General features: G+C 60.9%; 14 protein-coding genes. 6 read left to right on the top strand and 8 right to left on the bottom strand.

The window, feature by feature from the left end; translation table 11 throughout:
- Positions 1-27: 27 nt before the first annotated feature.
- The 4 genes from NCT05_RS23630 to NCT05_RS23615 are packed head-to-tail and all read right to left on the bottom strand — an operon-like array spanning position 28 to position 3,600.
- Positions 28-1,032, bottom strand: a complete 1,005-nt coding sequence (locus tag NCT05_RS23630) for a DUF1839 family protein (protein WP_008348339.1) — start codon at positions 1,030-1,032, stop codon at positions 28-30.
- On the bottom strand, positions 1,029-2,096 hold the full coding sequence (locus NCT05_RS23625; protein ID WP_033536223.1) for an amino acid--[acyl-carrier-protein] ligase: 1,068 nt from the start codon (positions 2,094-2,096) through the stop codon (positions 1,029-1,031). The genes NCT05_RS23630 and NCT05_RS23625 overlap by 4 nt, the downstream gene beginning before the upstream one ends.
- A 2-nt stretch (positions 2,097-2,098) precedes the next feature.
- Positions 2,099-3,352 carry an acyl-CoA dehydrogenase family protein gene (locus NCT05_RS23620; protein WP_175981087.1) on the bottom strand — a complete coding sequence of 418 codons (1,254 nt, stop codon included), beginning with the start codon at positions 3,350-3,352 and terminating at the stop codon, positions 2,099-2,101.
- Positions 3,349-3,600, bottom strand: a complete 252-nt coding sequence (locus NCT05_RS23615) for an acyl carrier protein (RefSeq protein ID WP_008348335.1) — start codon at positions 3,598-3,600, stop codon at positions 3,349-3,351. The genes NCT05_RS23620 and NCT05_RS23615 overlap by 4 nt, the downstream gene beginning before the upstream one ends.
- A 415-nt stretch (positions 3,601-4,015) precedes the next feature.
- Between NCT05_RS23615 and NCT05_RS23610 the strand changes: the two genes are divergently transcribed.
- Together NCT05_RS23610 and NCT05_RS23605 are read left to right on the top strand one after the other, a co-directional pair.
- Positions 4,016-4,732 (top strand): YdcF family protein, encoded by a 717-nt coding sequence (locus NCT05_RS23610; protein ID WP_175981084.1) that lies wholly within the window; start codon positions 4,016-4,018, stop codon positions 4,730-4,732.
- A gap of 59 nt (positions 4,733-4,791) precedes the next feature.
- Positions 4,792-5,331 carry an HD domain-containing protein gene (locus NCT05_RS23605; protein WP_008348331.1) on the top strand — a complete coding sequence of 180 codons (540 nt, stop codon included), beginning with the start codon at positions 4,792-4,794 and terminating at the stop codon, positions 5,329-5,331.
- Here the strand turns inward: NCT05_RS23605 and NCT05_RS23600 are convergent.
- Together NCT05_RS23600 and NCT05_RS23595 are read right to left on the bottom strand one after the other, a co-directional pair.
- Positions 5,311-7,995: an excinuclease ABC subunit UvrA gene (locus NCT05_RS23600; protein ID WP_250503300.1), complete on the bottom strand. Its 2,685-nt coding sequence runs from the start codon at positions 7,993-7,995 to the stop codon at positions 5,311-5,313. The genes NCT05_RS23605 and NCT05_RS23600 overlap by 21 nt on opposite strands.
- A 426-nt stretch (positions 7,996-8,421) precedes the next feature.
- A complete protein-coding gene (locus tag NCT05_RS23595) occupies positions 8,422-8,844 on the bottom strand; it encodes a hypothetical protein (protein WP_008348325.1) in 423 nt (140 codons plus the stop codon).
- 598 nt (positions 8,845-9,442) lie between these two features.
- Between NCT05_RS23595 and NCT05_RS23590 the strand changes: the two genes are divergently transcribed.
- Positions 9,443-10,189 (top strand): FadR/GntR family transcriptional regulator, encoded by a 747-nt coding sequence (locus tag NCT05_RS23590; protein WP_008348324.1) that lies wholly within the window; start codon positions 9,443-9,445, stop codon positions 10,187-10,189.
- A 15-nt stretch (positions 10,190-10,204) separates the two neighbouring features.
- Here NCT05_RS23590 and NCT05_RS23585 read toward each other — a convergent pair whose 3' ends face one another.
- Positions 10,205-10,615, bottom strand: coding sequence for a hypothetical protein (locus NCT05_RS23585; protein ID WP_250457341.1), 411 nt, complete (start codon positions 10,613-10,615; stop codon positions 10,205-10,207).
- A 543-nt stretch (positions 10,616-11,158) separates the two neighbouring features.
- Between NCT05_RS23585 and NCT05_RS23580 the strand changes: the two genes are divergently transcribed.
- A complete protein-coding gene (locus tag NCT05_RS23580; RefSeq protein ID WP_175981077.1) occupies positions 11,159-12,244 on the top strand; it encodes a glycosyltransferase in 1,086 nt (361 codons plus the stop codon).
- Positions 12,241-13,095 carry a polysaccharide deacetylase family protein gene (locus NCT05_RS23575; RefSeq protein ID WP_250503299.1) on the top strand — a complete coding sequence of 285 codons (855 nt, stop codon included), beginning with the start codon at positions 12,241-12,243 and terminating at the stop codon, positions 13,093-13,095. Before NCT05_RS23580 ends, NCT05_RS23575 begins: the two co-directional genes overlap by 4 nt.
- A 1-nt stretch (position 13,096) precedes the next feature.
- Here the strand turns inward: NCT05_RS23575 and NCT05_RS23570 are convergent, their stop codons facing one another.
- On the bottom strand, positions 13,097-13,924 hold the full coding sequence (locus tag NCT05_RS23570; RefSeq protein WP_250503298.1) for an alpha/beta fold hydrolase: 828 nt from the start codon (positions 13,922-13,924) through the stop codon (positions 13,097-13,099).
- Positions 13,925-14,185: 261 nt separating this feature from the next.
- On the opposite strand from NCT05_RS23570, the gene NCT05_RS23565 reads away from it, so the two are divergent.
- The gene (locus NCT05_RS23565) at positions 14,186-14,833 is read left to right on the top strand and encodes a carbonic anhydrase (RefSeq protein ID WP_175981073.1); all 648 of its coding nucleotides are present in this window, start codon (positions 14,186-14,188) and stop codon (positions 14,831-14,833) included.
- Positions 14,834-14,877 lie beyond the last annotated feature (44 nt).

Raw genomic sequence — 14,877 nt, 5'->3', positions numbered from 1 at the left:
CGCGCGGCATGTGCGCGGCTTCGGCGTTCACAGAAAGCGCGCGGCGAGCGGCTCGATAACCTTGTCGTACGAAGCCTGCATCGAATCGAGGCAGTCTTCGCACAGGTCCGAGCGCGAGCGCATGCGGGCGCGCGCGAGTCGAAACTGCATGACCATCGCTTCGCTCGCGATCGCTTGAGCGCTCGTCTGAATATCGCTCGATACTTCCACGCCGTGCCGGTTCAGCCAGCCGAGATACTTCGACAGCAACTCGAAGTTCGAGCCGAGCTGACGCATCACGTTGAACGTGTAGAGGTGATAGTACGCGGGATCGCGTTCGAGCAACGCACGCAGATGCTCGGGAAATTCCGCGCGCCATTGCGCAACGGGATTCACCGCGGGACGTTCCGCGAGACGCAGCTTGAGCAGCTCGACCGAGCGTTGCACCATCGCATCGCCTTCGAGCGGTGCACGCGCGCGCTTCACGAACTCGACGTACGGGAAGAGCGCGTGCACATCGCTTGCGAGGCCCGGCATCAGACGGAACACGCCATCGTAGTCCTCGCCCGCCAACGCGAAGTAACCCGCATTATGGAAGTACGTGATGCGCTTCGCTTCCGTGTCGATGGCGTCGATCGCGATGGTCGTCTTCGTATGCGTCTGCCGATACGCGGTCGCGCGTGTGTCGGGCAGATAGTACGAGTCCATCTCGACCACCACGATCTGCCCGCGGCGCGTCTGCTCGCGTACGTGCGCTTCCAGCGTGTCGTAGATCGCGAGCTCTTGCGCCTGCAGGCCATAGAGCCGCGCGATATCGTCGAGCGAGAACTTCGGGAACGTGAACTGATCGCCCTCGAATGCCTGCGTCACCGTGAAACCGAGCGCCGCATGCGGATCGCAGCCGTAGTGATGCAGCAACTCGATCCACAAGTCGACATAGCAGTTCGTCTCCAGCCAGACGCGCTCTTCGCGATGCAGCGCGTGCTGGATGTAGGCGGTGTCCGCAGGCATGGACGTGTCGGTCACGGCTTCTGCCGGCGAGCGTGCGTTCATGCCTTGTTTCCCAGGTTCGCGAGGCCTTCCTCGATGAGCGGCGCCTTGTCGCCCCAAAGCAACTGACGCACTTTCTCCGGCCACGCCTTGACATCGAGACCGTGGTGACGGAAGAGCGCGAGCGTCGTGCGCTCCATGCCGAAACCGACACACGCGGTATGCGCGACCTGATCGTCGGCCTGACGGATGTGCCACAGCTCGCCGAAGTGGTCCTGGTGATAGTTGAACGACAGGCACGCGGTCGGACGGTCGGGCGTCGCGACGGGAACGAGCAGTTCGAACTTCAGTTGCTGCGCGCGCTGGCTATCGGCGACGATCATGCCGCCGCGACCGAAGAACGGATCGTTGGCGAGATCGATTTCGAAAGGCAGTTGCAGCAGATTGACGAGCAGCGAACCGCGGTCGATCCACTTCTGACGGAACGCCATCACTTGCTCGGGGCTGCCGACGCGGATGTATTCGCGCATCCGGAACATCTGCATGCGGCCCGGATCGATCGACGGCTCGTGGCGGAAGCAGTACGAGAACGCATCGAAGATCGCGCCGTCAGCCGCGAGATTGCCGCGCTTCGCGACGAGCGGATAGATCGGATAGCACGCGGCCGGCGTGAGCACGAGGCGCGTCGGCTTTTGCTGATCCATCCATTCGTCGGAGCGCTCTTCCTCTTCACCGATATGCACGATCTTGTCGAGCGCTTCGAGCAGGCGATGATGCCCGCGATCGTTGCCCTGGAACGAGTGGATCGTGCCCGCCAGATTCGGGAAGCTCTTCAGATACTCGCTGTCCTCGAAATCGCGGCGGCGCATCGCGGGCGGAAAGCGCAGCACTTCCGCGTGTTGATCCGCGCCGAGCATCGTGATGGCCTGATTGAGCCGTTCGACGACATCCTCGAATACTTCGCTGCGGCCATAGAGACCGTCTTCGCCGGTATCGAGCAGAATGCCCGCTTCGATCAGGCGATCGCGCAAGGTCAAGTCCGATTTGTCGTACGGTGCCTGTGTCTCTTGTGATTGTGCTTGTGCTTCGGCCTGCATCATGGCGGCCTGTTCCGTCGGCATGTTCATCGTCAAATGGTCCCCGTTGCGGCGCGCTGCGCAAGCAGCAGGTTCGCCGTGTTCAATTCGATGCGATCGTTGCTGATCATGAGCGGCGCCGAATGCAGATCGCGCAGATGGCGCCCCACGCTGAACGGCGTGTCGTTCTTGTAGCCCGCCATGCCGCAGATCATCAGCGTCTCTTGCACGACATGCAAAGCCGACTGCGAGATCGCCAGCTTGAGCATGTTCAGATCGGCGTTGATGCCGATCGACGCCGCGAGCGGTGCGTCGTCGTCATTGCTCTGGTTCGCCTTGCGCGCCGCGCGTTCGGCCTGCGCCGCTTCGACATTGGCGAGCGATTCGCGCAGCCGCGCCTGCATCATCTTGATGAGCGTGAGCACTTGCGAAAGGCGCGCGGCCGAAGGCGGCAACGCGGGCTTGCCGCGCGCCTGATTGCGGAAGAACTGATGCCCGCGATTCGCCGCGTCGCTCGCGATGCCGCACCATACCGACGACCACAAGGTATGGGATACGGGCAGCATGCTTTCGTCGGCGATCTTCGAGAACGGCGTCGGCAGAATCTGTTCCGCGATGCCGCTCGCGACCAGTCGATGTCCTTCGCTGCATGTCCCGCGCATACCGAGCGTGTCCCACGTCCCACGCTGCTCGAGCGTGAACGTTTCGCGCGGCGCGACGATCAGCACCTGATCGGAGGGCGGCGCGTCCGGATGACGGCGCGCCGTCACGAGAATGGCGTCGGAATACTTGCCGTACGAAATGGTCGGTGCGAGCTTCTCGATGCGAAACGCGTTGTCGACGAGATCGACCGCGCACGCGCTCGTACGCATGTTGCCGCCGATGTTCTCTTCCGACGTCGCCGATGCGAGCAGCAACTGTTCGTTGACCATGCGAGCAAGGAAAGCGCGCTGCCACGGCACGTTCACGCCATGATCGACGATGCAAACGACCTGGCTCTGATGCATCGCATAGATCATCGCGGACGATGCGCAGCCTTGCGCCAGTGCCTCGCACAAGCGCGCGACGCCGGTGAGCGACAGACCGTCGCCGCCGTATTCCGTTGGGATCATCGCGGAGAAGAGACGCTCCTTGCGCATCGCTGCAACCGCTTCGGCGGGAAAGCGCGCTTCGCGATCGACCGCGTCGGCGTACTGGGCCGCAACGGCCGCGACGCGCTTCGCGGCTTCGATCAGTTCGCTTTCGCTACGCAAGATTGCGCTCTGCGCGAGCTCGGCGACTTCAAGCTCCTGAGCGGGCGCGTTCATGCTGCCGCCTGCGAACGACGCAGTTCGTCGACCGCCGATGCGAGCGAATCGACGCTCGAAAAGAGACGGCGCGTGAGCATGTGATCGGGAATTTCGATGCCGAACTCGTCTTCGATCGCCAGCATCACATGGACCGTGGCAAGCGAAGAGAGACCGGCGGCGTAGAGATCGTCGCCGTCGGCGAGCGTATCGATGGGCACGTCGAGACGAGCGGACTCGGCGAGGATGCGGCGCAATTCAGTTTTCATTGTCTATGTTTTCCCTTGTACCCGGCCATTGGTGCAACTAACCCGGGTCGCGACGATGAGTTCTTATCGAATGTCGCTAACCCCGGTGCGAATCGGCAGTGGTGTTGTTGTTGTCTCGCGAAGACGGTTCCACGAGAGCCCTCGCACGCACTGTTTTCTTATAGCTATTGTTTGATCGTATTTAACGAATTTGCGGGCCTATGCGTCCGTGCGATGGCGCACGGAGGGCTTCGTCGAGAAAGCATCGTTTTGTGCGATATCAAGCACGTCGCGATCGGATGCGATGATTCACACTCACGTCAGCGCTTCATATTCGATAAATAGGTAACTCCTTCGCATGGTCGAATGAGTGATAAGCAAAAACGATGCGTACACTGAAAGCATTTTGAAACGATAACTTTCCGGAGTGAATTGATTGGTTCTGATATCGCTGCTGCTTCTATTCATCGCGCTGTTCCTCGTTTGGAGAAAACGGCGCGGCATGATTCTGGTGATGACGGCTATCGTCTTCTGGGGGCTCGGAAGCTGGTTTCCGGGGCCGCTCGTGCGGCTCGCGAACGATCACTACGCGTCGATGAAGGATCCGACGTTCGGCCCGCGCACGGCGATCATCGTGCTGGGCGGGGGGACCTGGTACGACCATAACCGGCGTCTCGTGCCCAAGGGTGACGCGATGACGCGCATCGATCTTGCGGCGTCGCTCTATAAGCGTTGCGTCGAGATGGAGAAGGCGTGTTTTGTCATCATGAGCGGAGGCAACCCGCAGCATCACGAGCAAAGCGAAGCAGACTTATATGGAAGCCTGCTTCTCGACGCAGGCGTGAAGCGCCAAGATCTCATCCTCGAAAATCAGAGTCTCGACACTTATGAGAACGCGCGCAATACGGAGAAGATACTGCGGTCGCGGCCCTACGATACGTCGGTTTTGATAACGTCGTCGCTTCACATGCGTCGCGCGATGCTCGCGTTCGAAGCCTTCGGTTTGCATCCGCAGCCGACCGTCGCTTATGTTCGTCCGCAGTTCATGTGGTGGCGTCCGCATCGAAGAGGATGGTTCGATTCGAACAGCGCGTTGCATGAGCTGGTTGGTATCGTGCGGTTTTATGTATGGAGGTGGGTCGGGTTGTATTGAGACTGGCGCGTCGGCGCAAGACCTATACTTCCGGTAAAGACGACACGGAAGGCCATCCAGTGAATCAACTCATCCACGCCGTCGCGTTCGCGGCCGACAAACATCGCAAGCAGCGCCGCAAGGATGCGGACGCGTCGCCGTACATCAATCATCCGATCGCGCTCGCTCATGTGCTCGCGAACGAAGGCGGGGTCGAAGACGAGCGCGTGCTGATCGCCGCCATATTGCACGACACGATCGAAGACACGGACACATCGCGCGATGAACTCGTGCGGCGGTTCGGCGCGGAGATCGGGCGCATCGTCGACGAAGTGACGGACGACAAGTCCTTGTCGAAGGCCGAAAGGAAGCGTTTGCAGGTCGAACACGCGGCGCATATCAGTCACGGCGCGAAGCTCGTGAAACTCGCCGATAAGATTTGCAATTTGCGCGATATTCTCGCCGCGCCGCCGTCCGGCTGGAGCGATGAGAGAAAGCGCGAATACTTCGATTGGGCGAAGCGTGTCGTCGATGAATTGCGTGGCACGCACCGGGAACTCGAAGCCGTGTTCGATGAGGTCTATCGCAAGGGCATTCCTTCAGGACACGTGGTCGCCTGAGGCCAGCGCGTCGCTCAAATAACGCGCCGTGCGGCTTGCAGCATGTTCGGCGATACGTTGCGGCGTGCCCGTCGCCACGATCCGGCCGCCATCTTCACCGGCGCCCGGGCCGATGTCGATGATCCAATCGGAAAGCGATGCGACGCGCATGTCGTGCTCCACGACGACGACCGTATTGCCCGCATCGACGAGCCCTTGCAGTTGCGCCATCAGGCGATCGACGTCTGCGGGATGAAGCCCCGTCGTCGGCTCGTCGAGAATGTAGAGCGTGTCGCCGCGATGCGCGCGCTGCAGTTCGGTTGCGAGCTTGATGCGCTGCGCTTCTCCGCCTGATAGCTCCGTCGCGGGCTGCCCGAGCCGCAGATAGCCGAGGCCGATGTCGCGCAACACGGCGAGCGCGCGCATGACGCTGGCTTCATCGGCGAAGAAGTCGCATGCGCTATCGACGGTCATGCCGAGCACATCCGCAATGTTCTTCCCATGCCATTCGATTTCCAGCGTCTGCGGGTTATAGCGCGATCCGTGGCATGTCGCGCACGACGTGTAGACGCTCGGCAGGAACAGCAACTCGACGCTGACGAAGCCTTCGCCTTCGCATGTCGGGCAGCGTCCTTGCGCGACGTTGAAAGAGAAGCGTCCTGCGCCATAGCGGCGCTTGCGCGCGGCCGGCGTGTCGGCGAAGAGCTTGCGAACGTGATCGAAGAGGCCGGTGTAGGTCGCCAGATTCGAACGCGGCGTGCGGCCGATCGGCTTCTGGTCGACGCGCACGAGACGCCGGATCGTCTCCATGCCTTCGACGATGCGTCCGCCCGCCGAAGCGTCGGCTCGAGCGAAGAGCGGGTCCTGCTCGTCTTCTTCTGCATCGTCGAGCGCGCGTCCGAGCCGCTCCGCGACGAGTTCCGGCAACGCCTGACTCACGAGGCTCGACTTGCCCGAGCCCGAAATGCCGGTGACGGTCGTGAAGGCGCCGAGCGGAAACGCGGCATCGATGCCATGCAGGTTATTGCGCGTGATGCCTTCGAGCCGCAACCATCCGCGCGGTTCGCGTGCGACGCGTTCGATCGTTTGCTTCGGCGCGAACAGATGCCTGCGCGTCTGCGATTCCTCCACCGATGCGAGGCCTTCCGGCGGCCCGCTATACAGCACATGTCCGCCTCGCTCACCGGCGGCCGGACCGACATCGATCAGCCAGTCCGCGCGCCGCATGGTGTTCAGATCGTGCTCGATGACGAACAGCGAATTGCCTGCTGCCTTCAATCGCTGCAACGCGGCGAAGAGCGCTTCGCTGTCGGCCGGATGCAAGCCCGCGGATGGCTCGTCGAGCACATAGACGACGCCGAAGAGCTGCGACGCGAGTTGCGTCGCGAGCCGCAATCGTTGCAGTTCGCCGGATGAGAGCGTCGGCGTCGCGCGATCGAGCGAGAGATAGCCCAGGCCCAGATCGATGAGCGTGCCGAGCCGCTCCAGCAAATCCGCCGCGATGCGCTCGGCGGCGGCGCGTTTCTCGTCGGAAAGATTGGCCGTGCGACGCACGTCCGGCGCGGCCTTGTGCGCCGAGCCGCCTGCCGCGACGCGCTCGGCCGTCGCCGCGATGCGGTCTTTCCTCGCGAGCGCGGGAGCCGGCGCTTCATCACTGGCGGGCCATTCTCCGCGTGCGATGGGCGCAAGTAGATCGGCGAGTCGGATGAGCGGCAGACGCGCGAATTCGGCGATGTCGAGCCCTGCGAACGTCACCGATAGCGCTTCCTTCTTGAGCCGCTTGCCGTGACATGCCGGACAATCGCTGCCGACCATGAAGCGCGACACGCGCTTTTTCATGAGCGCGCTTTGCGTGTGCGCGAAGGTATGCAGCACGTAGCGGCGCGCGCCGGTGAATGTGCCCTGATAGCTCGGTTCGGCGCCGCGTTTCAGCGCGGCTTGCGTCTCTTTCGGCGTGAGACCGGCGTACACCGGCACCGTCGGCTGCTCTTCGGTGAACAGAATCCAGTCGCGATCCTTCTTCGGCAAGTCGCGCCACGGCGTGTCGACGTCGTAGCCGAGCGTCACGAGTATGTCGCGCAGATTTTGTCCGTGCCACGCGGGCGGCCAGGCCGCGACGGCGCGCTCGCGGATCGTGAGCGAGTCGTCGGGCACCATCGACTTTTCCGTGACTTCGTAGACGCGGCCGAGGCCATGGCACACGGGACACGCGCCCTGAACCGTGTTCGGCGAAAAATCTTCCGCGTACAGCATGGGCTGCTTCGGCGGATAACTGCCGGTGCGCGAATAGAGCATACGCACGAGGCTGGAGAGCGTCGTCACGCTGCCCACCGACGAGCGTGCATTCGGTGCGCCACGCTGCTGCTGAAGCGCGACGGCGGGCGGCAAGCCTTCGATTGAATCGACCTGCGGCACGCCGACTTGTTCGATGAGCCGCCGCGCATACGGCGCGACCGATTCGAAATAGCGGCGCTGCGCCTCGGCGTAGAGCGTGCCGAATGCGAGCGAGGACTTCCCGGAACCGGATACGCCGGTGAAGACGACGAGGGCGTCGCGTGGCACGTCGACATCGACGTTTTTCAGGTTGTGCTCGCGCGCGCCGCGCACGCGCACGAAACCTGCTCTCGATGCAGGCGCGGCATCGTCGCGATAGGCGGATTCGCGTTGGGTTTTGCGGGCATCCATGAGTCGGGCGGGTTGTCTGGCCGGGCGCGGCGGCGGAAGTAAGGAATTCGCATGCAGCATGCCATATACCAGATGGCATTTTGAATTACGCATCATGCATGCGATTGCATTCAGACCGGTGGTGAACCTGATCGACGAGGGAAAAAATGAGGACAATGCCGGTGCGGGTTCCGGTCGCGCTGACGGCAGGTGTGACGATAGGCGGGTCGGGCGTTGCGATGGCGCAGTCGGGCGGCAACGGCAATGGCGGATCGGGCAGGGGCAACGCTCACGGCGCGGCAAACGGCCGGGCCGACCGTCGGCGGCGACAACACGTCCACGCCCGGCAGTACGCGCCCGGGCAGCTTCCACTCCAAGCACAAAAAGAAAGCGAAGCCCGCGACGACGACCCAGTGACGGGCCGATCGTAGCGGCGGGCGTTGCCGATCAGACCGCGACGCTTTCGATGTCGATATCGTCGGTGCCGAGGCGCGAGAAGATGTCGCAAACGGCCCGCATCTCCGCTTCGTCGCGAATGCTCACGATGACGCGTGTAATGCTGCATGCCACGTCAGCGTCGCCGCCGTCCGCGCCGAACGAGGGGAGGATGTCGTCGCTCGACATGTCGAGTCCGTAGGGATAGTCGTGCGTATCTACCACGCCCAGATGTTCCCCGTGCCCCGCGTATTCCGCCGCGATCCATTGTGTCTGCGCATTGTTGCTCTGCGTTTGCGAAGTATGGAAATCCGCGAAGCCGCTCATGCTCGCCACGCGCACGCGGTCGGCCGCGATTCCTTCCGCGCGCAGGTCTTCGAGTGCTTCATCCAGCTTACGGGAGCCGTAGAACGCTCCGCTTACTTCACGCATCATTTGCTCGTCTCCTTGCCTGCCAACCTCGATGCCGCGTCTCAGTATCGCTGTGAAAATTGCGAATGTGAATACGGATGTCCACCGGTTGAGCGCCTGTCCGATGAGTGACTTGCGCGAGAGGCGAAAGACGTGTGGTGCAACGCATAGACATGCGTGGCGATTAACCGGTGAACCGCTGTGATCGGGCTCGCGACTGCGCGAGTCGATGGCGAATCCAACGGATGCGGCATGGACTCGCGAGCCGGACGATGAAGCGAACCGCCAATGCGCGGACAAAAAGGATATTTGCCGACGTTCGGCTGATGCCGTCTGGCGGGCGCGTTTCACTTCATGCGGTACATGAACTTTACGCCGCAACGAACGGTTTATCAACGCTTTGCTTTGTCCCTATTCGGACGTTTTCGATAGGGATTTCCATCATGACCGGCACAGCGTCGAACAGAGCTCGCCGCGTCATGCGGCTCGCTCAATGAAGCGATTATTGGTTCTAGAAATTGCCTCGATGGAACGTCGAATTTCGCGCTGAAAACGATAGTCATCGTACAAGCTGTCCCGCGCCCTATAATTGCTCATCGAGCATACAAAGATCGGCCTTTCAATGTCCCAAGCACTCGCGTCCGGCGCGCTTCGCCGCTCCCGAAATCTCACCGAGGAAGTCGTCGCCGAGTTATCGGAGCGGATTCGCAGCGGCGCGCTTCAGCCCGGCGACAAGCTGCCGACCGAATCGGAAATCATGGCGCAACTCGGCGTGAGCCGGACTGTCGTGCGCGAATCCATTTCGCGATTGCAGGCTGCGCGCCTCGTTCAGACGCGGCACGGCATCGGTACATTCGTGCTCGAAGCGGGCGATCAGGAGCGGTTCCAGATCGAGGCCGCCGGCGATCTCACCGTGCGCGACGTGATGGCGATTCTCGAATTGCGCATCAGCCTCGAAGCCGAGGCGGCCGGTCTCGCGGCCATGCGCCGCACCGATGAAAACCTCGCGCAGATGCGCCGGGCGCTCGACGAATTCGAGCGGCTCATCGAAGCGGGCGAAGGCAGCGCGGTCGCGGCCGATGTGGCCTTTCATCTCGAGCTTGCGAAGGCTACCGGTAATCGTTACTTCCATAGCATCCTGAGCCAGCTCGGCAACACGATCATTCCGCGCACGCGCGTCAATTCGGCGGCGCTTGCGCATAACGATCCTTCTGGCTATCTCGATCGCGTGAATCGCGAGCATGAAGATATTTTCGATGCGATCGAACGCCGCGATCCCGAAGCAGCACGCGCGGCCATGCGGATGCATTTGTCGAACAGCCGGGAGCGGCTGCGGCGCGCGCATGAGGCGGCATCGAAGAATGACTGATCGCAGTGGCGTCGTTTAATCTTCTTCGAGCATGACCGAAAGCGTGCCGGCTTCGCTTTGCACGCCGGCATCGAGATCGATCTCGTGCGGCGCCATCCTGGCAATCGCGCGCAGAAGACGCGGCGAGAAGCGCGCGCCGAAACGCGCGATCTCGGCTTCGCGTGTAGCGTCATCGGCATGTGAGAGCGCGCGCAACTCATTCAGCGGCAAGCCAACGAACAGATCGAGCGCGTAAGGCGGCGCATCCGAAGCGGCCGTCGTCCGCGACGAATCCGGCGCGCGTATGCGCAGGCCCGGTTGCAAATGCGATTCGAGCTCCATCGTCACTTCATAGTTCGCTTCCAGCTCGAGTGCCGCGTGCGCTTCGTTTCGTAAAAACGGCGCGACGGATTGCAAGCGGGCCAGTTCATTGTCTGAGAGCAGCATGATTTTTTCCTCCGGATATCGGTTGAAGTTATCACGCTCGAATGATGCTTGCCGGCCGAGAAAAATCGACCGAAAGACGGCGTTGCGGTTCGTTCTAAACGCGCCTAATTACTGTTGCGATGGGTTGTCGAGCTATCGTCCAAAAGGCTTGCTTGAGCGCGTGCGCATCAAACGTTTGCGCAATCGGCCCAATTCTTATCGCATGCTTAAGCACCCGCATGTCCGACGGGTTAGTTCGGAATCCCCCAATTCCACGCTAGGATCCGAATAGCTAAGCTGACGAAATTGCCAGCTACGAGTCAACCGAACGCGTAAGTGAGCCGTTAGCCTTTCACGCACTCGGTTCACTTCGTCGAAGAATCGTTATCGACGGATCGCCACTTCGGCGCGCGTTCATCTGCTTGCATTCTTTCTTTCGATAAGCCTCGTTCGAGGCCATATCAAATTCCTTGCGTTTTTTTACGAATCGCCAAGGCCAGTAAGGTAATGTGAATATTACGAAATATTTCCGACAGGAATGTGTCGGACGTGGAGACCAGGCGTTTGAAGATCCTACATAGCGAGTCCTCGAAGGGATGGGGCGGTCAAGAAATACGGACGTTGAAGGAGATGGTCGCGTTGCGCGAAAGCGGCCATACCGTCGAGCTGATTTGCCCGAGCGATGCGCGGCTCGGGCAACGTTGCGCCGAACTTGGGTTCGCCGTTCACCACGCGCGCATGCGCAGTGGCGGCGACATGCGATCGATTCTGGCCATCAAAGCGCTTCTGCGTCGCCGCGCGTTCGACGTGCTCAACACGCATAGTGGCCACGACAGTCTCGTTGCCGGCGCGGCGGGGCGGCTGGCGCGCACGCCGCTCATCGTGCGTACGCGGCATCTGGCATTGCCCATCTCGTCGCTCGCAACTTATACATGGCTTCCGCATCGCGTGATCGCCGTGAGTCATTACGTGCGCCGCTATCTGATTTCGGCGGGTGTTGCGGAGAAGCGCGTGCAGACTATTTACGATGGCATTCCGAAACCTCAGCATGTCTCGCATTCGACTTTGCGCGCGGAACTCGGTCTCGGTGAGGACGCATTCGTTGCGTGCATGGTTGCGATCATGCGCGACAAGAAGGGACATGAAGATCTTATTGCGGCAGTGCGCCCGCTCGTCGACACGCATCCCAACCTGCATGTTGTGATGGCGGGCGATGGTCCTTTGTTCGAACGCATCAAGGGAATCGTCGATAGCTTCGGCCTCGCCGATCGCATTCACCTGCTGGGCTTTCGCACCGATATCCCCAATATCTTTCGCGGTTCCGATCTATTCGTTCTTCCCACGCATCAAGAAGCGCTGGGCCAGGCTTTCATCGAAGCAATGGCGGCGGGCTTGCCGGTCATCGGCACGCATGTCGATGGCGTGCCGGAACTGATCGAAGACAACGTGAATGGACTGCTCGTGCCGCCGCACGATCCCGTTGCATTGCGTGCGGCGATTGTCCGCATGATCGACGATCCGGCGTTGCGCCAGCGTCTGCGCGACGAGAGCCTTCGCATCACCGAACGTGGCTTCACCATAAGCGATATGGCGGACGAAACGGCCAGTTTCTATCAGCGCGCATTGCACGAACGAGGTCATCGCAGATGAGCGCGAAGTATGCACGCGCCGTTCCCGTGCTGATGTACCACCACGTCAGCACATCGCCCGGCATGATCACAGTGACGCCCGATAACTTCGCCGCGCAAATGGACTACCTTGCGCGCGCGGGTTATCGCACCATCGGCGCGGCGCAACTCGCAGGTTTTCTGAGCGGCGAGGACGTGCCCGCGAAATCGTTTGTCATCACTTTCGACGATGGTTATCTCGACAACTGGGTGCACGCGCATCCGGTATTGAAGCGCCATGATTTTACGGCGCTGTGCTTTCTTGTCAGCAGTTGGCCCGGCGAAGGCGGCGTTCGTCCGAATGCATCGGATAACTTGGCAACGATGCCGAGATTGCTCGATCATCGTGCGGGGGAGCGCGCAATCGAAAATGGATACGCCGATGATGTGATCCTGCGCTGGTCCGAAATCGAAGCGATGCGTGAAGCCGGCACGTTCGAATTTCATAGCCATACGCATTCTCATGTGCGCTGGGATCAGGTTGCGGGTTCGCGCGACGAGAAACGCAAGGCGTTGCAGAACGATCTGAGCGCCGCGCGTGGCGCACTGCGCACGCGTCTCGGCGAAGTATCCGATCATCTGTGTTGGCCGCAAGGTTATTACGACGACGACTATCGGGAAGTCGCGTTGAATGCGGGATTCAGGCACTTCTACACATGCCACACTGGAACGAACGTCGGCGCGAATCCGCTGGATCGCGCTGCATCCGACGATACCGAACGTACGATCAAGCGGCTCGAAGTGCGCGACCGGCCGGCTTCGTGGCTGGCATCGCGTTTATGGGTGCATACGCGGCCCGCGATAAGCCGAGCTTATCTGAAGATCAAACGCTGATTCACTGCTGATGCGTTCGCACGAAAGCGGCGATCGCATCGTTCACTGCATCGGTCGCATCGCGATGCGGCGAGTGGCGGCACTGCGGGAGCTTGACGAGCTGCGCGTGCCCGACAGCCGCCGCGATCTTGTCGAGTTGCAGCATCGACGCATATTCGTCGTCCAGGCCTTGAATGGCGAGCAATGGCCGTTTGATCGACGATATTTGTTCCGTGATGTCCCAATGCAAGAACGCGGGATTCAGCCACGCATCGTTCCATCCGTAAAAGGCTGAATCCACATCGTCGTGATAAGCCTCGAGCTTTTCTCGGAACGACGTCGTTTCATACATTTCACGCGCCTTTGTGATGCCTTCCACGGTCATCGGTTCCACGAACGAATGCGGAGCGAGGACGGCGAGACCGGCAAGCGATTCGGGAAATGCTCGGGCGTAGAGCAGGGCGATCGTGCCGCCATCGCTATGCCCGACGAGCCACATGCGCGCACGTTCCCGTGCGTCGATGTGGAGCGCATCGAGCAATGCGGGCAATACTTTTTGCGCTTGCAGATGCAGAAACTCGACCGGCCACTTTTCTTCGGCGCGCCGTGGCGTGGATCGGCCATAACCTGGCCGCGAATAGACGAGTCCCCTGCAGTTCAGGCGATCGCAAAGCATTTGCGGCCAGCCTTTCCATAGCGCGATCGAGCCCAGTCCTTCATGCAGGAACACTGCGATAGGCGCATCGGCGCGCTCCGGATTCAGCCACTGATATTCGATGCGCACCGAAGAAGCGGCGCCATTCAGTTCGACGAAGCGCGTCGTGTCGATGCTTGCTGCAGGGTCGGTCATCTGTTTGCGAATGCTGAGCGTGAAGTACAAAGATTATCAGACGGCGCGCCTGCAGCTTTGAACCCACTGGCGAATGCATCATTGGTCCTGCGCGATCTTTCAAAAAAAATAAATTTATTTGTCTGTTTTTTTCTCTGGACAGCGCTGAACTTTTTCTGCGAAAGTTATTCGTAAGAATCTCGCTGCACTGCAACGCAGATGCGGCCCTTATTCGAATACTTGCGTGTGCAACTATGGCGCGCCCGTTCTGGAGAGATCTGCATGAATCGACCGAAACGAATGCTTCTGGAAAACATTGCCTGGGCGCGCGAGACCGCGCACGCCGACGCGCAATTTTTTCCGCGTCTCGCCCAAGGACAGAGCCCTAAAGTGCTGTGGATAGGCTGCGCGGATAGCCGCGTGCCCGCCGAGACTGTGACGAACGCCAATCCTGGCGACCTCTTCGTACATCGCAACATCGCTAACCTTTTTTCTCCATCCGATGACAACACGTTGAGCGTGCTCGAATACGCGGTGCGCGTTTTGAAGGTCGATCACGTAATCGTTTGCGGCCATTACGGATGCGGTGGCGTGCGCGCCTCGCTCCTGCCGAAATCGAGCGACCTGCCGCATGTGAATCGCCGGATCGCGCCGCTGTGCGCGCTGGGCGAACGGCATCGGCACGAACTCGATTCATTCGGCGAGCTCGACGCGCGCGCAAATCGACTCGCCGAACTGAACGTGCTCGAACAAGTGCGGCTTTTGCGAGAACACGCCATCGTGCGAGAGCACGACGTGCCGCCACGCGTTCATGGCTGGATCTTCGGCCTGCACGACGGGCTCATCAAAGTGCTCGCTTCGGGCTATGCCGAAGAGAGCGACAGTCGCGACATTGCGAGCGCGCAGGTCACATCGCTTCGGGCCGCCTAAGCCCGCTCATTTCCAACGATCGCTTATCGATGCGAGGTCGCTTT

The sequence above is a fragment of the Caballeronia sp. AZ7_KS35 genome (assembly GCF_023631045.1).
GTDB classification, from domain to species: domain Bacteria; phylum Pseudomonadota; class Gammaproteobacteria; order Burkholderiales; family Burkholderiaceae; genus Caballeronia; species Caballeronia zhejiangensis.
This window is presented reverse-complemented; position numbering and strand designations above follow the sequence as displayed.